Genomic DNA, 18,736 nt, shown 5'->3' with positions numbered 1-18,736 from the left:
ATGGTCGAGCTTGCGACCGCCGAGACAGCTGAGCATCCTTTCATGGCAGCCTCCGACACGCCGCCCCTGCGCCACATCGCCCGCGCCCTGGTATTCGATCCGCAGGACCGGCTGCTGCTGATCGCCTACGAGGCCGAGCGCCCGATCGATCCTTCGAACCCCGACGCACGGACGTTCTGGTTCATGCCAGGAGGCGGATTGGAGCCCGGCGAGAGCCATGTCGAGGCGTGCCGCAGGGAACTCGGAGAAGAGATCGGGGTTTTCGATGCCGAGATAGGACCTCAGGTGGGTGCCTGCGACGGTCCGTTCTTCCTGTTCCCAACCCCACGCGATGCGCGCGAGCGCTACTTCGTGGTTCGTCTGCCCGACGACCGGGTGGATACGAGCCGCCTCGCCGAGACCGAGGACAGCAAGGTCCTCGGTACGCGCTGGTGGACAGTCGACGAATTGGAAACGGGCGGCGAACGGATCGAGCCGGCTGGGCTCGTGAGCCTGGTGCGGCGGATTGTCGGTGATGATCTGCCCGCCTCGCCCGTTAACCTATCGTGGCATCGGGCGGGCGCCTGACGCCCAAATTCAGCCTGGTATCGGGCCGGAACGGCGCGGGCCGCAATCATCGAGAACGGGGCGGTCGAGACCGCTACGCAACAACGAAGGAGAAGGCATGGCTACGTTTCCGGATAAGCTGACGTCAGGGTATCGGTCGTTCATCAACGGGCGACTCACCGATGAGGCCAAGCGCTACGCCGCCTTGGCCGAGGGCCAGAGCCCGGAAGTCCTTCTGATCGGCTGCTGCGACAGCCGCGTTTCGCCCGAAGTGATCTTCGATACCGGACCGGGCGAGCTCTTCATCGTCCGCAACGTCGCCAACCTCGTCCCTCCGTTCGAGGAGGGTGGCGAGTATCACGGTACTTCCGCGGCCATCGAATTCGCCGTCCAGGCGCTCGAGGTGAAGCACATCGTCGTGCTCGGTCACGCGACCTGCGGTGGCATCAAGGCCTACGCCAACCCACCGGGGCCTCTGTCTCAGAGCGACTTCATCGGCAAGTGGGTGTCCCTGGTGAAGGGCGCCGAGGAAAAGCTGAAGGTTCAGAAGGGGCCGGATCACCTGACGCGCCTCGAATACGCCACCGTGGCGCAGAGCCTCGAGAACCTGATGACGTTCCCGTTCATCCGCGAGCGGGTCGCCAGCGGGCGTCTGTCCCTCCACGGCGCGCATTTCGGCATCGCCCATGGCGAACTCCTGCTGCGTAATTCCGAAACGGGAGATTTCGAGCCCGCAGTCGATGGTGGCGGCAAGGCGATGACCCCGGCCTCCCTGATGCACAGCGCCGAAGTCTGATCGAACGGAGCCCCGTATTCTCATCGGATACGGGGCTCCGTTCGATCCAGCGAGATGCGGGCATAAAAAAATGCCGGGCTCATCCAGCCCGGCATTGCCAATTCAGACGGTCCGTCGCCGCAGCCTCGGTGAGGCGCGGCAACGTCCGATGTCAGCGGGCGCCCGGAAGGCGCTGGGCCATCTGGTAGTGCTGCTGGAGCACTGGCAGTGCCTGCTCGGCATGGGCGCGCAGAGCCGGGTTCGTGCCGGTCTGGGCGTAGGACTGGTACATGCCGATCGCCATCTCGTGCGACTTCACCTGGATCTGGCCATACAGGCGATCGAAGCGCGGACCGGCCGGAGCGGCTGCGAGCTCGGACAGCATCGCCTGCTGCTGGGGATCGACGGGGACCATCGTGGTTCCGGCGGTGGTGTCGACATCGCCGTTGAAAGCCCGGCTCCCGGCGGCCGCACCACGGCTGGCGCCGCTACCCAGCCCCTCGACGGCACCGACAGGGCCACCGCTCAGCGTACCGGCGACGACGCCGGTGGCAGCACCCGTGGCCGCGCCGACGGCGCCACCAGCAATCGCCAGGGGGGCGCCGATCAGACCACCGGGACCGCCATTGCCCGCATAGGTGCGCTCGCCGCCGGCCAGCGCCACGTTAGCGGCACGGTGATCGCGCACGGCGTCACGGGCGAAGCGGATCACCTGGGGGTTGCGGCTCTTCGACAGCGCGATCTGGCCGGACTGGACCTCGAAAGCATTGGCCTGCATCGCCTGCATGCGGAAATCGCCGGACATCGTCTGAGCAGCGGCAGGGGTCGCCATTGCAACGACGACAGCGGAAAGCGCAACGTACTTGTTCATCATTCGGACCTCTGGATTTTGTCTGAAAACGCAGGGGCGACGGACCAGGCTGTATCTCACGGATCAGCAAGTCCAGAAACGCCACGTTCGGCGGACAACGATGCGCTGACCGTTGGGTTCCCAACAAATGTCGATGCGTAGCGAGGCTTTCTACTGAGGATCGGCGTTTCGCATCTGTGCTTTGTGCCAGCTTATAGCCAAGCTGAACATTCCATTTGGCTCGGTCCTCATGCCAAATCACGACGACGTCGGGCAGTCCATGCGCCATGCCGCGTCGTATGCAGGTGCAGAAAAGCGTGGGTTCACGCGGCCCCGGAGTTTTCCGCCATGCGAAACCGCATTAGCGTCGATGTCGGTGGCGATGGCGTGGATGGAGGCTCCCGGCGATGAAGACCCTGCTCGTTCCGGTGGCGCTCCATGACACGCTGCCATCCGTCTTCGAGACCACGTTGCTCACCGCACGCCGGTTCGAAAGCCTGATCGAGGGTGTCTCCCTGCGGCCGGCACTCGCCGAATACGTTCCCGTGGACATGGTCGGCGGGATGACCTGGCTGCGCGACGAGGAGGCCGACAAGGCCGAGGCCGAGGCGGCCGGCAGGCGCTTCGTCGATTTCCTCGTCGGCGCCGGCGTTCCGGTCGCCACAGAGGGACCGTGCACGCCGGAATTCGTGGCCGCCGCCGGGACGCGTTATCGCTGGCGGCCGGATGTCCCGGCAGGCGATGCGTTCCTCGGCCATTACGCCCGCCTGTTCACCGCCACCGTGGTGGGACGTCCCGGCGCCGGTGACGGCGCACCCCGCATGACAACGTTCGAGACGGCCCTGTTCGAGAGCGGACGTCCGATCCTGCTGGCGCCTCCCACCCCTCCGGCGAGCATCGGCGAGGCGATCGTCATCGCCTGGAACGGGTCGAGCGAGACGGCGCGGGCGGTGGCCTTCGCCATGCCGTTCCTACGCAAGGCCTCGCGCATCCGGGTCATCAGCGCGGAGGGCGGCATGGTGCCGGGTCCAAGCGCGGAGGACCTCGCCAAGGCTCTCGCCTGCGAAGGCATCTTCGCCGACCACAAGGCCTTCACCGAAGGACGGCGCACGCCCGGCGAAGTCTTCCTCAACGAGGCACGCGAATTCGGCTGCGACCTGTTGATCAAGGGCGCCTATACCCAGAGCCGGCTGCGCCAGATGATCTTCGGCGGTGCCACCAGCCATGTCCTGGCCCAAGCCACCATGCCGATGCTGATGGCGCACTGAACGTCGGACCGCGCCCCTCCGGAATTCGTCCCGACCCTATTCACGATAGCGCACAATTGATTTGTGCGCATATGAACTCAATGCCAGATTGCGCGTTGTCCGAGCGCTTCCCGCCGGAATGGCGGAAGCGTTCGGCCCGGTCCCGACAGGCGGGACCGCTCCATCGCAAGGCATTTCATGACACGACGGATCATCACGGCCGGCACCTTTGGCCTCGGCCTGCTTTCCAGCCTGACCGCATTGAGCCCGCCCGCTCTGGCCGATTCCCCAGTGGTCCGCGTGCGTGGCACGATCGAATCCGTCGAGAGCGATCACGTGACGATCAAGCCCCGGACCGGCCAGGCCGTTTCAGTCAGGTTCGCGGACGCGATGCGCGTGGCCGCCGCGAGCAAGGCTCAGATCGGGGACATCAAGCCCGACAGCTATATCGGCACGGCCGCGACGCCCCAGCCCGACGGCACGTTGAAAGCCCTCGAAGTCGCCGTGTTCGCCCCCAGCATGCGCGGTACCGGCGACGGCCATTATCCGTGGGACCTGGAGAAGGAGAGCACGATGACGAATGGCGCGGTCGGCACGCTCGCCGGCACGACCGGCCGGACGATCACCGTGACCTACAAGGGCGGCGAGAAAACCATCACCGTTCCAGAGGACGCGCCGATCGTCGCCCTCAACCCCTCAGACAAGTCCGTCATCAAGGTGGGCGCCCGCGTGGTGGCGATCACCAAGGCCGATGCGACCGGCACCGTCGTCGCCGATCGGATGATCGTCGGCGAGAACGGCACCGTTCCGCCGATGTAAGCCCGACCGACCCGCCGACACGTATTCCGGGGCAGTGGCGCAGCCCCGGCATCGGGGCCCGACATCTCACAGCGGGTCCAAGACAACGACGCCGAACCCGAACGCTCAAGGAAACGCCATGCTGAAATCCTTCCTGACGACACTCACCCTGACGCTTGCCGTGACGGCCACAGCCGCGCAGGCGGACGACATCACGCGCTACCGCGGCACCATCGAGAAGGTCGACGGCACGGCCGTGACGATCAAGCCGCGCACCGGCGAGGCGCTGACGGTCACCATGGAACCCGACGTGAAGGTTCTGTCCGCGACTTCCGGCAAGCTCACCGACATCAAGCCCGACAGCTACATCGGCACCGCGGCGATCCCGCAGCCGGACGGATCGCAGAAGGCGCTCCAGGTCACCGTCTTCGCCTCGTCCCTGCGCGGCACGGCCGACGGCCATTACCCCTGGGATCTGGGCTCCAACTCCACCATGACCAACGGCGCCATCGGCACCATCTCGGGCACCGAGGGACGGACCCTGCTGGTCAAGTACCAGGGCGGGGAGAAGAAAGTGAACGTGCCGGAGGACGTGCCGGTGACCCTGGTCGATCCGGGCGACAAGTCCGTCGTCGTTGACGGCGCCAAGGTGGTCGCCTTCACGAAGAAGGGTGCCGACGGAAAGCCCACCGCCGTGATCCTCATCGTCGGCCGCAACGGCACCGTCCCGTCGATGTGACGGCGTTGTGCCCTCCCCCGCCCTGTGGGGGAGGGCGGGGTACGCGAAGCACCGTTCGATCTGCATTTCAAAGGGCGACCCCGCGATGTCATCATCTGCCGCCGGCCCCTCCCGCATCACCGTGATCCATCCGCTCGTCGTGCGCGTGACCCACTGGATCAATGCGGTGGCGGTGTTCTGCATGCTGTTCAGCGGCTGGGCGATCTACAACGCCTCGCCGCTCTTCCCCTTCGTCTTTCCGAAATGGGCGACGTTGGGCGGCTGGCTCGGCGGGGCGCTCGCATGGCACTTCGCTGCCATGTGGCTGTTCGCCCTGAACGGTCTCGCCTATGCACTCTACGGCCTGTTCGCGCGGCATTTCGCGAAGTCGTTCCTGCCGCTGAGCCCCGGCGCGGTCTGGCGCGATGCCACGGCGGCCTTGCGTCTGCGCCTCACCCACCGGATCGGCCAGTACAACGCCGTGCAGAGGCTCGCCTACCTGATGGCGTTCCTGCTGGGAATCCTGCTCCTCGCCTCCGGGCTCGCCCTGTGGAAGCCGGTGCAGTTGCAGGGATTGGCCAATCTCTTCGGCGGCTATGAGTGGGCGCGTCGCGTACACTTCCTCGCCATGTCCGGCCTCGTCGGTTTCATTCTGCTGCATCTGGCACTGGTGATCCTGGTGCCGCGCACGTTCGTGGCGATGATCACCGGCCGCGCCCGCGTTCCCGTCGATCCGGTGGAGACCCGCCCATGAGCCGCGACCCAACCGAGGCGAAACGCCTGCGCGACCTGCGCCGCGAGATCCAGCCGGAACTGGTGACGCTGGAACGCCGCCTGTTCCTGCGCTCCGGTCTGTCGCTCGGAGCCCTGTCGCTGCTCTCGGGCTGCGACCTCTCCACCGGCACCAACGGCACGCTGATCGACCGGACGCTCTGGGCGATGTCGCGTGCCAACGACCGGGTCCAGGCCTGGCTGTTCGACCCGAACACGCTGGCACCGACCTATCCCGCGAGCATGATCGACAAGCCGTTCCGCTTCAACGCCTACTATCCGCCGGACAATGTCCCCGAGATCGATGAGGCGACCTGGAAGCTCGACGTCTCGGGTCTCGTCTCCGACAAGACGCCCTGGACCCTACCGAGGCTGCGTGCCCTGCCGCAGGAAAGCCAGATCACCCGGCACATCTGCATCGAGGGCTGGAGCCAGATCGGGCAGTGGAGCGGCGTTCCGCTCAAGTCTTTCCTCGAACGGGTCGGTGCCGACCTCACCGCGAAATATGTCGGCTTCAAATGCGCCGACCGCTATTACGGCAGCCTCGACATGCCGAGCGCGCTGCACCCGCAGACAGTGCTGGCGCTGGATTTCGGCGGCGAGGCGCTGCCCCTCGAATACGGCTATCCGCTCCGGGTGCGGGTGCCGACGAAGCTCGGCTTCAAGAGCCCGAAACACATCGTCTCGGTGTTCGTGACCAACGACTATCCCGGCGGCTACTGGGAGGACCAGGGCTACAACTGGTTCAGCGGCATCTGAACGGCCCCACGTTTCGAAGATGGAACCCGGCATGCCGTTTCCGATCGTCCGGCCGGGATCGGGTGGTTCCGACTGCAGTGTCCATCGGTCGTCTCGATGTGGAAAACGCTCCGAAAGGACAAGCCTGCTCTCGTCTCGTGGGCAAAAGGAAGGATCTTTCCAAAAGCACTTTGTCTTTGAAAATCACTCTCGTTGACCTCGGCGCGTCAAGATAAGCACAATACAGACAGGCCGGAGGAAGGCCGCTTGTCCGCGTAATGCTTTCGAAGACGGTTCGTCCGGGGGCAGTGCTTCGATTGGAAACCCGTGTCGCGACGCCCTGGAACGCTCCTCATCGAACTGGATACCGCCCCGGTGTCGCACGGTACGAGCGAACTCGGATCCCGACCCGCCAGGCGGCTCGCGCCCCTCGGCACAAGGCCTCCGCCCGGCAACGGATCGCGTCGGACCGACCCCACCTCCGGCACGAAGCCACGGAATCCGTGAGAGGCGACGGCCCTCGGCCGCGCAACCGACCCCCAACATAGAAGACGGCACCCGAAGGAGGGAGCGATGGTTCTCGGAGATCAGGTCGTGTTCGCGAGACTCGACGTTGCCGAGGCGCTCGGCATCTGGCGCCACGCGACCGGGCGCATCGTCGATATCGTGTCCGCCGCCGACGGGGCCGAGGCGGTGAACGTTCAGTTCGAGGGCCACCGCCTGCTCGTCGGCTACATCGCGACGCTCTTCCAGCGCGTCGGCTGAGACCGGCCTCGCCCGAGCCGGCGCGAGGGCCCAGAACTCACGAGGACGCGGAACCCATGACAGCCGGCAATCTGGCCACGCGCAGCATCCCGAGCAACATCCTTCGCCCGCCCCTGCGCAGCGTGAGCCAGACCAATGTCGAATCCGACGTCTGGCGCGCCATGCGCGCGGAGGCCGAGGCCGCGCTGATCGAGGAACCGCTCTATGCCGGGATCGTCCAGGCGACGGTCCTGGATCAGCCGAGCCTCATCCACGCCTTCGCCTATCGCCTCGCCCATCGCCTCGGCGACGGCGACCTTTCACGCCTGTCCACCCGCGACCTCTGTCTCTCCGCCTTCCAGGCCGACCCGCATGCGGGCGACCACGCGGTCCGCGACCTCGTCGCCATACGCGAGCGCGACCCGACCTGCCGCCGCTATCTCGATCCCTTCCTGTTCTACAAAGGGCTCGCCGCCCTGGAGGGCTACCGGGTGGCCCATTGGCTCTGGCACCAGGGCCGCGCCACCCTGGCCCTCCACATCCAGAGCCGGATCTCCGAAGTGTTCGGAGCCGACATCCATCCCGCCGCACGCATCGGCTCGGGGGTCTTCATCGATCACGCCACCGGGGTCGTCATCGGCGAGACCACGGTGATCGCCGACGATGTCTCGATCCTGCAATCGGTGACTCTGGGCGGCAACGGCAAGGAAAGCGGCGATCGCCATCCCAAGATCGCGCGCGGGGTGCTGCTCAGCGTCGGCGCCAAGGTGCTCGGCAACATCCGGGTCGGCGAGGGCGCGAAGGTCGCCGCCGCGGCCGTGGTCCTGCACGACGTGCCCGCTCACACCACCGTCGCGGGCGTGCCGGCGCGTGTCGTCTCCCGCATCAGCACAGCCGAAGACCCGGCACTGACCATGGATCAGTTCTTCGGTGACGGCATTTGAAGACGATCTCTCGACATCATATTCGGCTTTCGTAGAATGATATTCTATTTTGTCTCACCGATAAAGAGCGCTAAATTGTTGAGCATCGCTTCTTGGAATTATTACCCTAACACTTCGATGAAATATGGAATATCATTTTGTTGACCTAGATAAACTATAGCCGCTACGAGAACATCGTCCCGACCGCACCACGTGCGACTTGCAGGGACAAAGGACAATCTAGCAACCAGAGCGGGCGCGCGTCAGGCGCGGTTCCGATGCGGCTATCGCCGCGTCGCAGCCGTCCCATGTCCCCTGCCGGAACACGGAGACGAAACCAATGAGTGGACCGGGTCTGAGCGTGAGCGCCTCTGCGGCACGCAATCTAGCCACCGCGACCGTCACCTCGGTCCAGAACGCGGCCAACACCCCGCGCTGGTTCCATCGCCTGCTGCCCTTCGTCGACGTCGCCGGCGGCGTCTACCGAGTCAACCGCCGCGCCGTCGTGCTGGCCAAGCCCGGCCGGATCGAGCTGAGCAACGACGGGAACGAGCGCGGCGTGCGCCCGGCCTCCCTGCGGCGCATCCCGCTGTTCAGCCGCCTCGGCGACAACGAACTGTCCGCCCTCGCATCCAAGTTCACCGCATCCCAGCACAAGGCCGGCGAGATCATCGCTGAAGAGGGCTCCACCGGCCGCAGCCTCACGGTGGTGGCCGACGGCACCGTCGAACTGACCCTGTCGGGCCCGTTCAAGGGCCGCCTGCGCCAGGGGCTCGCCACCGGCGGAGACTATTTCGGTGACGGCGATCTCGTCGGCGAGAACACGCCCGCTCCAGCCGTGAAGGCACTCTCGGTAGTCACTCTGCTGACCCTCGACCGGGCCGCCATCGAGGACGAGGGCATCCGCTCGCGCATCACCCAGTACGTGGAGGAGCGCGACCGCCTGAAGGGCCACACCAACAGCCATGGCGAGCAGGGTATCGAGCTTCTCGCGGTCCATACCGGCGAGCCGCGTCTGCCCACCACCTTCGTCGATTACGAGGAGGATCCGCGCGAGTACCACCTCTCCACGATCCAGACGATCCTGCACACCCACACCCGCGTCACCGATCTCTATTCCAATGAGATCGACCAGCTTCGCGAGCAGATCCGCCTCACGGTCGATGCCGTGAAGGAGCGCGAGGAATGGGAGCTGTTCAACAATTCCGAGTTCGGCCTGCTGCACGAAGTCAGCCAGCGCCAGCGCATCCCCACCCGCGGCGGCCCGCCCACCCCGGACGACCTCGACGAACTCCTGACCCTGGTCTGGAAGAAGCCCGCCTTCTTCGTGGCCCATCCCCGCGCCATCGCGGCCTTCGGCCGTGAAGCCACCCGCCGCGGCGTGCCCCCGGTGGTGATCCACCTGTTCGGTTCGCCCTTCCTCACCTGGCGCGGCGTGCCGATCGTGCCGAGCGACAAGCTGCCCATCGACATCGACCCGGTAACCGGCGCCCAGACCACCTCGATCCTGCTTCTCCGCGTCGGCGAAGGCGAGCAGGGGGTCGTCGGTCTGCAGAAGTCGGGCGTCACCGGCGAGATCGAGACCGGCCTGTCGGTGCGCTACATGGGCACCAACGACCATTCCATCGCCTCGCACCTCGTGACCCGCTACTTCTCGGCCGCCGTGCTCGTGGAAGACGCCATCGCTCGTCTCGATAACGTGCTGCTGGGCAACTACCATGACTACGCCTAACGCGCCGGCCCTCCCCACGGGGCTGTTCGGCGATACGGCGCACGCGGATCTCGTCGGGCGCCTCGCCCGCGAGATCTACGGCCAGGGGCAGGCGGCGTCCGCGCCCCTGACCCCGAACCTGCCGCAGACCCCGCAAGCCCCCCAGGCCCTGGAGAATCTTCCCCAGGGATCCGACCGACAAGGCTTCGGCCATCCGCTGGCACCGAAGGCGGATCTCGGGACTCCCTCGGTCCCGTCGGGCTCGGCACCGTCGGGATTGCAGCCCGACGCCTCGGCGCTCGCCACCCGCTCGTTCGGTGCCCCGCCCGTCGGCCTTCCCGGCCTGACCGGGCCGGGCTTCGCCCAGCCCTCGGCGTTTCCCTCGGTCCATCCCGAGGCGCAGGCGCCCCGTGGCGGCTTGCCCGAGTTCTTCGTGCCGAGCGTGGCGGACGTCGCTGCCTTCCTCCCCGGCGGCCGCGATCTCCACGCCGCGATCGCCAAGGACCACCCGCGCGCCAATGCCTTTGCGCACGGAATCGCGCCGTCCCTGGTGCCGGAGGCGCCCGGCCATACGAGCAAGGACGCCTCACATAAGGATGCCTCGCAGGAGACCTTCTCCCGCACCGGCCGGACTTCCCCAGACACAACACGCCCAGACACAACACGCCCGGACGCGGCCCGCCCCGACGCATCCCGCAAGGTGGAGATCGCCGACGAGCCGTTCTCGTCGGGCGAATACTACTTCCTGACGGACCGCAGCCGGACCGGCGATGCCGCGCCCGCGCCGTCGTCCCGCGTCGAGCCGGGCCACCGCCATGCTCCCCATCTTGCGCCCCATGTCGCGTCGCAAGGGTCGAGCCCCGTGGCCGCGCCCTTCGACGTGGAGCGCGTGCGCAAGGACTTCCCGGCCCTGCACCAGAGCATCAACGGTCATCCGCTGATCTGGCTCGACAATGCGGCCACCACCCACAAGCCGCAGAGCGTCATCGACGCGACGTCCGAGTTCTACGCGCGCCACAACTCGAACATCCACCGGGCCGCCCATACGCTGGCAGCGCGCTCGACGGACCTGTTCGAGGGCGGCCGTGAAAAGGTGCGCCGCTTCATCAACGCGCCCTCGAAGGACGACATCGTCTTCCTGCGCGGCACCACCGAGGCGATCAACCTCGTGGCCAATTCCTACGGCCGCGCCAATATCGGTCCGGGCGACGAGATCATCGTCAGCCAGATCGAGCACCACGCCAACATCGTGCCCTGGCAGCTCCTGACGCAGGCCACCGGGGCGACCCTGCGGGTGATCCCGGTCAACGACCGGGGCGAGATCATCTTCGAGCAGTTCGCCGCCCTGCTCTCGGGCCGCACCAAGATCGTGTCAGTGACGCACGTCGCCAACGCTCTCGGCACAATCAACCCCGTGGCCGAGATCATCGCTCTCAGCCACGCCTACGGCGTGCCGGTGCTGGTGGATGCGGCCCAGTCCTCCCCGCACATCCCCCTCGACGTGCAGGCGCTGGACGCCGACTTCCTCGTCTTCTCCGGCCACAAGGTCTTCGGCCCCACCGGGATCGGCGCCCTCTATGGCAAGAAGCACCTGCTGGAGGCGATGCCGCCCTGGCAGGGAGGCGGCCACATGATCGAGGACGTCACCTTCGCGCGTACCGTCTACAAGGGCGCGCCGGAGAAGTTCGAGGCGGGAACGCCCGATATCGCCGGCGCGGTCGGACTCGGGGCGGCCCTCGACTACCTCGAGAGCGTAGGCCTGCCCGGCATCGCGGCCTACGAGCACGACCTGCTCGAATACGCGCAAGCCGGTCTCGCCGACGTGAGGGGGCTTCGCCTCATCGGTACGGCGCGGCAGAAGGCCAGCGTCATGTCCTTCGTCATCGACGGACATGACAACGAGGCGGTGGCCAAGCATCTTGACGCGCGCGGCATCGCCGTGCGCTCGGGCAACCATTGCGCCCTGCCGGCGCTCCGCCGCTTCGGCGTCGACCAGTCGATCCGCGCTTCGCTGGCCTTCTACAACACCCGCGCCGAGGTGGACGTCTTCCTCAAGGCGCTGCACGCCCTGCCGCGCCGGTAACGACTGAGCCTGAAGACGCGATGCGACATCATTCGGCCCGGTCGGTTCTCTGACCGGGCCGAATGCGTTGGCGTCTCACCTGCGGGATGACGCTGCGGTGAAGCGATGGAGCAGCATGCCCACCAGCATCGCCGCCACGAATCCGATGACCTGCGGCAGGCCGAGGATCAGACCGGCCAGCGCGGGGCCGGGGCAGAGGCCTACGAGGCCCCAGCCGATTCCGAACAGGGCAGCGCCCCCGATCAGGCCGGCGGTGATGGGACGGTTGTGGGGAATCTCAAACCGTTGCGCGAGGACGGGCTTGCGCATCCGCGAGACGAGGGCATAGCCCAGCGCCGAGACGCCGACAGCGCCGGCGAGCACGAAGGCGAGGCTGGGGTCCCAGGCACCGGCGACGTCGAGGAACCCGAGCACGCGAGCCGGGTCCATCATGCCCGAAAGGGCCAGACCGAAGCCGAACAGCAGGCCGGCCAGAAGACCCACCGACGAGCGCAGGATATCCATCACCATCCCCCGTGGCGCACGACGAACACCGTCGCGGCGGCGGTGACCATGAAGGTCGCCACGGCGGCGATGGAGCGGGGCGACAATCGGGCGAGGCCACAGACGCCGTGGCCGCTGGTGCATCCCGCGCCCATGCGGGTTCCGTAGCCGACGAGGAGACCGCCGAGGACGACGAGTGTCCAGGGCGCGTCGAGCTGGACGACGGGCCAGGCGCCGAAAGCGAGGCGGAACAGGACCGGTCCGAGGAGCAGGCCGGCGAGGAAGGTCCATCGCCACGGCGTGTCACGGCTCACCGGAAGCATCGCCCCGGCGGCGATACCGCTGATGCCGGCGATGCGACCGTTGAGAATGAGCAGCAGGGCGGCGGAGGCCCCGATCAGGACGCCACCCGCAAGGGCCGACAGGAAGACGATCATTCAGCGACTCCGGCTCCTCCGGACGGGACCACCCGGAACGAACACACCACGGCCGCCGAGCACGGACGACCGTGTCGAACCCGTTGTCATGAACTGGAAAACCCGACGGGGGCGGTGGTCCGCCCACCCGCCGAGAGGTCGAATGTCGGAGCGTATCTGTCAATACGAATCGCCCGATCACGCAGGCATTCGTTCAGCAGGCTCCAGAACGTGGAACCGGTGACCACTTTATCGGAGGGCGCGGAACGCGAGCGACCCGGCTCGTCAGAACATTCCATTGGGATTGGCGGACGCGTCGGGCAGGACCTGCAGCACGTCCCAGTGCTCCACGATCTTGCCGGCGTCGTCGAGCCGGAAGATGTCCATGGCGGCATAATCGTGGTTGCCCGGCCAGTGCTGCAGACAATGCAGCACGACGAGGTCGCCCTCGGCGACCGCGCGCTTCACCTCGACCCGCTTGCCCGGCCATTCGCGCGCCATGCGCTCGAAATAATCGATGAAGCCGTCCTTGCCGGTCGCCACATGCGGATTGTGCTGGATGTATTCGTCGCCGGCATAAAGCGCGATGGCCTCCCGTGGCCGGCATTCGTCGAACATCAGCCGATAGAAGGCGATCACGTTCGCCTTGTTGCGCTCAAGCTCGGTCATGCTGTCCCCCTGTATGGGTCCGCGAGGATTCCGTTCGAGAAAGCCGGCCCACAGCTCGCGGAAACACCCCGCACGTCATCGAGGCGAAGACCGGCCATCAGTGACGTCCGGCCGAAGGCGTGATGCCCGGACGCGCCATCGCCTCGTCGAGCACCCGCGCGACGTGGAGAGCCTCCATTCCGAGCCCGTCATGGATCTGGTGGCGGCAGCTGGTGCCGTCGGCCACCACGAGGTCGTCGGGGCCGGCCTTGCGCAGGGCCGGGAACAGCGAGAGTTCGGCCATGGCCAGCGAGACGTCGATGGTCTCGGCGCCGTAGCCGAAGACGCCCGCCATGCCGCAACAACTCGATTCGATCACCCGCACATCCAGCCCCGGAACGGCGCGCAGGACCGTCTCCACCGCGCCCATGGCGGCGAAGGCCTTCTGGTGGCAATGGCCGTGCAGGTGCGCGACCCGTCCGTGCTGATCGGCCAGTGGCAGGGTGATCCGCCCGGCATCGAGATCGACCGCCAGCAATTCCTCGAACAGCAGGCTCGCCTTACTCAATTCACCCGCCTCAGGGCCGGGAAGCAGGGACGCGAACTCGTCGCGGAAGGTGAGGAGACAGGAGGGTTCGAGCCCGACGATCCGCGCCCCGGCCCGGATGTAGGGCAGCAGCGTGGTGAGGGTGCGACGCGCCTCCTCGCGTGCCCGGTCGGTCTGTCCGGAGGCGAGGTAGGTGCGCCCGCAGCAGAGCGGACGCCGGCCGCGGCTGGGGAAGACGCGGTGCAGGCGGTAACCGGCCGCTTCCAGCACGCGCTCGGCCGCTTCGAGGTTCTCGCGCTCGAAGGCGCGGTTGAACGTGTCGCCGAACAGGACGACGTCGCGGAAATCCCCGGTCACGTCGCCGGGATGGGCCGGCTCGCCCTGCTCGACCCAAGGCCTGCGCCAGCGTGGCAGGCTGCGCCGCGCCGAGAGGCCGGCGACCCGCTCGGACAGGCGCGCCAGGGCCGGCACCCGGTCGCGCAGGTTGAGGAGCGGCGCCAGCCACGCCGCCGTGCCGGCATAGAGCGGCAGCGCCGCCACCAGCCGCTCCTTCAGCGGCAGGCCGTGGCGGGCGTGGTAGTGATGCAGGAACTCGACCTTCATCTTCGCCATGTCGATGCCGGTGGGGCATTCGCGGCGGCAGGCCTTGCACGAGACGCAGAGATCCAGCGTCCGCTTCATCTCGTGGCTGGTGAAGGCATTCGCCCCGAGCTGGCCCGATATCGCCAGCCGCAGGCTGTTCGCCCGGCCGCGGGTGAGGTGCTGCTCGTCTTTCGTGGCCCGGTAGGACGGGCACATCGCCCCGCCGGCGAGCTTCCGGCAGGTGCCGTTGTTGTTGCACATCTCGACGGCGCCGCCGAAGCCGCCCCATTCCGACCAGTCGAGGGCCGCCTTCACCGGCTGGCTCACGGCATAGCCCGGCTGGAACCGCATCAGCGACCGGTCGTCCATCCGCAGCGGCCGCACGATCTTGCCGGGGTTGAGCCGGTTCTCCGGGTCGAACCCGACCTTTACCTGTTCGAAGGCGCGGGTCAGGCGCTCCCCGAACATCGGCGCGATGTATTCCGAGCGCGAGATGCCGTCGCCGTGCTCGCCCGAATACGAGCCCTTGAAGCGACGCACCTGCTCGCTCGCCGCCTCCGCGATGGCACGCATCTTGGCCACGTCGCCGCCCTGCTTCATGTCGAGGATCGGGCGGACATGCAGACAGCCGACGGAGGCATGGGCGTACCAGGTGCCGCGCGTGCCGTGCTTCGTGAACACCTCCGTCACCGCGTCGGTGTAATCGGCGAGATGCTCCAGCGGCACCGCGCAATCCTCGATGAAGGAGACGGGCTTGGCGTCGCCCTTCATCGACATCATGATGTTGAGGCAGGCCTCGCGCACTTCCCAGACCGATTTCTGGCGTACCGGTTGCGGCACCTCCACGACGGCATCCACATGGCCGTGATCGGCCATGCAGGCGTCGAGGCGCTTCAGGTCGCGCATCAGCGCGTCCCGGTCGTCGCCGGCGAATTCCACCAGGAGCAGGCAGTTCGGCGTGCCGCGGGTGATGTCGGCCAGCGTCGCCCGGAACAGCGGGATATCGGCGCCGAGCACCAGCACGTTGTTGTCGACGAGTTCCACCGCCACGGGGTCGAGGTCGACGATCGCCTTCGTGGTCTCCATGGCCGATCGGAACGAAGGGAAATGGCAGACCCCCATCACCCGATGGGCCGGCAGGCGCGAGAGCTTCAGGGTCACGCTGGTGGTCGCCGCCAGCGTCCCCTCCGAGCCGATGAGGAGATGGGCGAGGTTCGGCCGCGCCTCGATCAGCGCGTCGAGATTGTAGCCCCCGACCCGGCGCTGCACCCGTGGGTACATCCGCAGGATTTCGTCCCGCTCGGATTCGGCCAGCGCCCGCATGGCGGCGGCGAGGTCGCCGGCCCGCCGCGAGCCGACCACGCCCGTCGCCTCGTTGCCGGTGAGGCCGAAGCCGAAGGGCTCGCCGTCGTGGAACAGCGCCTCCAGACTCAGGACGTTGTCGCTCATCTTGCCGAAGCGCAGGGAGCGCGCGCCGCAGGAATTGTTGCCGGCCATGCCGCCGATGGTGCAGCGGGTGGCGGTGGAGGGCTCGACGGGGAAGAACCAGCCATCGGCCTTCACGCGGGTATTGAGCCGTTCCAGCACCATGCCGGGCTCCACCGTGATCGTTCCGGCTTGCGGGTCGTAGGCGATGATCCCGTTGAAATGGCGCGAGCAATCGACCACGAGGCCGCGCCCGATGGGTTGGCCGTTCTGCGAAGTACCGCCGCCGCGCATGATGACCGGCACGTCGTGCTCGGCCGCGATCTCGAGGGTCGCGGCGATGTCGGCGGCATTGCGGGGCAGGACCACGCCCGCCGGCATGATCTGGTAGATCGAGGCGTCGTTGGCGTAGCGCCCGCGGGTGAAGGCATCGAACCGTGCCTCACCGCGCAAGGCCTCGGCGAGGCGCCGCGGAAGGCCGGCCCCCTGGCGGTTGGCGGCGCGGGGGCTGACCGGATTCGCGCCGATCGCGGGCGAAGCGATGGGCTGCGGGCCGGTGGCAGGCTCAGCCGTGGCGGTCATGTCCATCACCCTCGTGAGGATTGCGTGGGATCGCTCGAACGGGCGGTATCAGCGGTGTTCGAGCAGCGACGTGGTGGCGTGATCGTGCCGGTGGTCTAAGATGGGCGCGTAGGATTGCATGCAAAACAGGGCATCGGCATGATCGATTTGTATAGCGATACGCAGACCCGGCCGACGCCCGGCATGCGCGAGGCCATGGCGCGGGCTGAGGTCGGCGACGAGCAATCGGATTCCGATCCAACGACCCTGGCCCTGTGCGAGCGGGTGGCGGATCTTCTCGGCGCGGAGGCGGGCGTGTTCATGCCGTCCGGCACAATGTGCAACCTCGTCTCGATCCTGGTCCAGACGAGGCCCGGAGACGAGATCATCGTCGACGACCAATCCCATATCTACAACACAGAGGCGGCCGGATCGGCCGCGATCGGCGGCGTCTCGGTGAAGGCCCTGGCGACGCCGGCCGGCCTCTACACGCCGGAGGCGTTCGAGGCGGCGATCCGCCCTCCCGCCCGCACGGCACCGCGCTCGGCCCTGGTCTCGGTGGAGCAGACCACGAGCTTTTCCGGAGGCTCGGTCTGGGCTCTCGAGCACATGCGCCGCATCCGCAACATCGCCCATGACAGAGGCCTCAAGGCGCATATCGACGGCGCGCGCCTGCTCAACGCGGTGGCCGCCACCGACATCTCCGCCAGGGACTACGCCAAAGGCTTCGACAGCGTCTGGATCGATCTGAGCAAGGGCCTCGGCTGCCCGGTCGGCGCGGTGCTCTGCGGCAGCCGGGACTTCGTCGTCGAGGCCTGGCGCTGGAAGTACCGGCTCGGCGGAGCCATGCGGCAGTCGGGCATCCTCGCCGCGGCCGGGCTCTACGCTCTCGATCACCATGTGGATCAGCTGGAACTCGACAACGCCAATGCCGGAGAGTTGAAGGCCCGCATCGCCGGCGCCCCCGGTCTCTCCATCGCGCCCGATGTGGCCCAATCCAACATCCTGTGCTTCTCGGTGGAGCCGCTGGGCGTCACCGCGACTACTTTCGCCGAGGCGTGTCTCGCCGAAGGCGTGCGCATCCGCGCCATCGGCCCCCACCAGATCCGTGCGACGACCCATCTCGACGTCGATCGAGCCGGCATCCTGCAAGCAGCGGCGGTGATCCGGGCGCAGGCCGCACGTTTCCACGCGGCGCGCTGAGCCGCGATGACGATCAGCGCCCAGCGGCGAGACGGCGTATGATGGTGAGACCTCGACCGTGACGGACATGGCACCCCGTCACGATGCGGTGTCTTCGGTGTCCGGCGGCGGAGCCGTCTCCCGCCCCGCGGCCGCGCGGCGCTTGTTGCGCAGGTGCCTGAACAGGATGTCGCTGAGGTCGTTGCCGGCGCGCCGGCGCAGCGCATCGAGGATTTCCTCGTGTTCGCGCATCGCCTCGCCCCAGCGATCGCGGTTCTCGTCGAGATTGGCCGAGTAGCGAACACGACGCAGGCGCCCGGCGAAGTTGGCGTAGCTGGTCCGCAGCGGCTCGTTATCGGCCGCCTGAACGATCCGGTCGTGGATCGCCTGATTGCACGCGAAATAGCCGTGCAGGTCGCGCCGCATGTAGCAGCCATACATCTCGTGGTGCAGGCGCTCGATCTCGGCAAAGGCGGCGGGCGTGATCTTCTCGCAGGCGAGGCGTCCGGCCAAAGCTTCGAGCCCGCCCATCACGTCGAACAGGTCGACCAGCTCATGGCCGTCGAGCTGGCGCACCCGCGCGCCCCGGTTCGGCAGCAGCTCGATCAGCCCCTCCGAGGCGAGCACCTTCAGCGCCTCGCGCAGGGGCGTCCGCGAGATTCCGAAGCGCTCGCACAGGATCCGCTCCGGGACCCGGGCGCCCGGCGCCAGGTTCCCCTCGACGATGTAGTCCCGAAGGCGGGTGAGAAGCTCGCCGTGGAGAGATCTGGCCAGGGACTGGATTGGAGGAAGACGCGCGCCGTCGTTGGCCGCGGAACCGGCATCTGCATCGGGTTCGGAGACGGGATCAAGCACCATAATGCGGACTTACCAGCCGAAAGCGCGAAGGTCGAGGATCAATGTCCGCATAATAATGCTTGCTCTCCAAAAAAATGAATGCAATTTTCCGCCGCATCGCGCCTCAAACGTCGATCTCGGGGCGACGCTC

Annotated in this window: 18 protein-coding genes; 12 read left to right on the top strand and 6 right to left on the bottom strand. The window is 67.3% G+C overall.

Annotated features, from left to right (window positions below):
- Nucleotides 1-42 precede the first annotated feature (42 nt).
- A complete protein-coding gene (locus tag ACFQ4G_RS00195) occupies nt 43-567 on the top strand; it encodes an NUDIX hydrolase (protein ID WP_238207930.1) in 525 nt (174 codons plus the stop codon).
- A 97-nt stretch (nt 568-664) separates the two neighbouring features.
- Nucleotides 665-1,342 (top strand): carbonic anhydrase, encoded by a 678-nt coding sequence (locus ACFQ4G_RS00190; protein WP_238207932.1) that lies wholly within the window; start codon nt 665-667, stop codon nt 1,340-1,342.
- A gap of 151 nt (nt 1,343-1,493) precedes the next feature.
- Here the strand turns inward: ACFQ4G_RS00190 and ACFQ4G_RS00185 are convergent, their stop codons facing one another.
- Nucleotides 1,494-2,195 (bottom strand): DUF4142 domain-containing protein, encoded by a 702-nt coding sequence (locus ACFQ4G_RS00185; RefSeq protein ID WP_238207934.1) that lies wholly within the window; start codon nt 2,193-2,195, stop codon nt 1,494-1,496.
- Between the two features lie 383 nt (nt 2,196-2,578).
- Between ACFQ4G_RS00185 and ACFQ4G_RS00180 the strand changes: the two genes are divergently transcribed.
- From ACFQ4G_RS00180 to ACFQ4G_RS00140, 9 genes are all read left to right on the top strand, one after another.
- Nucleotides 2,579-3,439 carry a universal stress protein gene (locus ACFQ4G_RS00180; RefSeq protein WP_238207936.1) on the top strand — a complete coding sequence of 287 codons (861 nt, stop codon included), beginning with the start codon at nt 2,579-2,581 and terminating at the stop codon, nt 3,437-3,439.
- 177 nt (nt 3,440-3,616) lie between these two features.
- Nucleotides 3,617-4,237 (top strand): hypothetical protein, encoded by a 621-nt coding sequence (locus ACFQ4G_RS00175; protein WP_238207938.1) that lies wholly within the window; start codon nt 3,617-3,619, stop codon nt 4,235-4,237.
- A gap of 118 nt (nt 4,238-4,355) precedes the next feature.
- Nucleotides 4,356-4,955 carry a hypothetical protein gene (locus ACFQ4G_RS00170; RefSeq protein WP_238207940.1) on the top strand — a complete coding sequence of 200 codons (600 nt, stop codon included), beginning with the start codon at nt 4,356-4,358 and terminating at the stop codon, nt 4,953-4,955.
- Nucleotides 4,956-5,040: 85 nt separating this feature from the next.
- Complete coding sequence (locus tag ACFQ4G_RS00165) at nt 5,041-5,688, top strand: cytochrome b/b6 domain-containing protein (RefSeq protein WP_238207942.1); 648 nt, start codon at nt 5,041-5,043, stop codon at nt 5,686-5,688.
- Nucleotides 5,685-6,464, top strand: a complete 780-nt coding sequence (locus ACFQ4G_RS00160; protein ID WP_238207944.1) for a molybdopterin-dependent oxidoreductase — start codon at nt 5,685-5,687, stop codon at nt 6,462-6,464. The genes ACFQ4G_RS00165 and ACFQ4G_RS00160 overlap by 4 nt, the downstream gene beginning before the upstream one ends.
- 552 nt (nt 6,465-7,016) lie before the next feature.
- On the top strand, nt 7,017-7,208 hold the full coding sequence (locus tag ACFQ4G_RS00155) for a hypothetical protein (protein WP_238207946.1): 192 nt from the start codon (nt 7,017-7,019) through the stop codon (nt 7,206-7,208).
- Nucleotides 7,209-7,264: 56 nt separating this feature from the next.
- Nucleotides 7,265-8,131, top strand: coding sequence for a serine O-acetyltransferase (cysE, locus tag ACFQ4G_RS00150; protein ID WP_238207948.1), 867 nt, complete (start codon nt 7,265-7,267; stop codon nt 8,129-8,131).
- A 319-nt stretch (nt 8,132-8,450) separates the two neighbouring features.
- A complete protein-coding gene (locus tag ACFQ4G_RS00145) occupies nt 8,451-9,842 on the top strand; it encodes a family 2B encapsulin nanocompartment shell protein (RefSeq protein WP_379039448.1) in 1,392 nt (463 codons plus the stop codon).
- The gene (locus tag ACFQ4G_RS00140) at nt 9,829-11,904 is read left to right on the top strand and encodes a family 2A encapsulin nanocompartment cargo protein cysteine desulfurase (RefSeq protein ID WP_238207951.1); all 2,076 of its coding nucleotides are present in this window, start codon (nt 9,829-9,831) and stop codon (nt 11,902-11,904) included. The genes ACFQ4G_RS00145 and ACFQ4G_RS00140 overlap by 14 nt, the downstream gene beginning before the upstream one ends.
- A gap of 75 nt (nt 11,905-11,979) precedes the next feature.
- Here the strand turns inward: ACFQ4G_RS00140 and ACFQ4G_RS00135 are convergent, their stop codons facing one another.
- The 4 genes from ACFQ4G_RS00135 to ACFQ4G_RS00120 form a co-directional block, all read right to left on the bottom strand.
- Nucleotides 11,980-12,408: a DUF6691 family protein gene (locus tag ACFQ4G_RS00135; protein WP_238207952.1), complete on the bottom strand. Its 429-nt coding sequence runs from the start codon at nt 12,406-12,408 to the stop codon at nt 11,980-11,982.
- Nucleotides 12,408-12,824: a YeeE/YedE family protein gene (locus ACFQ4G_RS00130; protein ID WP_238207954.1), complete on the bottom strand. Its 417-nt coding sequence runs from the start codon at nt 12,822-12,824 to the stop codon at nt 12,408-12,410. Before ACFQ4G_RS00130 ends, ACFQ4G_RS00135 begins: the two co-directional genes overlap by 1 nt.
- Before the next feature lie 264 nt (nt 12,825-13,088).
- Nucleotides 13,089-13,472 carry a nuclear transport factor 2 family protein gene (locus tag ACFQ4G_RS00125; protein ID WP_238207956.1) on the bottom strand — a complete coding sequence of 128 codons (384 nt, stop codon included), beginning with the start codon at nt 13,470-13,472 and terminating at the stop codon, nt 13,089-13,091.
- A 97-nt stretch (nt 13,473-13,569) separates the two neighbouring features.
- Entirely contained in the window at nt 13,570-16,587 is a 3,018-nt protein-coding gene (locus tag ACFQ4G_RS00120; protein WP_238207958.1) for an FAD-binding and (Fe-S)-binding domain-containing protein, read from the bottom strand.
- A gap of 138 nt (nt 16,588-16,725) precedes the next feature.
- Here ACFQ4G_RS00120 and ACFQ4G_RS00115 point away from each other — a divergent pair, with 138 nt between their 5' ends.
- Nucleotides 16,726-17,769, top strand: coding sequence for a threonine aldolase family protein (locus ACFQ4G_RS00115; RefSeq protein ID WP_238207961.1), 1,044 nt, complete (start codon nt 16,726-16,728; stop codon nt 17,767-17,769).
- 78 nt (nt 17,770-17,847) lie between these two features.
- Here ACFQ4G_RS00115 and ACFQ4G_RS00110 read toward each other — a convergent pair whose 3' ends face one another.
- Nucleotides 17,848-18,606, bottom strand: a complete 759-nt coding sequence (locus ACFQ4G_RS00110; protein ID WP_238207962.1) for a GntR family transcriptional regulator — start codon at nt 18,604-18,606, stop codon at nt 17,848-17,850.
- Between the last annotated feature and the right edge of the window lie 130 nt (nt 18,607-18,736).

Origin of the sequence: Methylobacterium marchantiae, from assembly GCF_042679825.1 — a bacterium.
Taxonomy (GTDB): domain Bacteria; phylum Pseudomonadota; class Alphaproteobacteria; order Rhizobiales; family Beijerinckiaceae; genus Methylobacterium; species Methylobacterium marchantiae.
The sequence above is the reverse complement of the archived record's forward strand: the minus strand, read 5'-3'. Positions and strand labels throughout refer to the sequence as shown.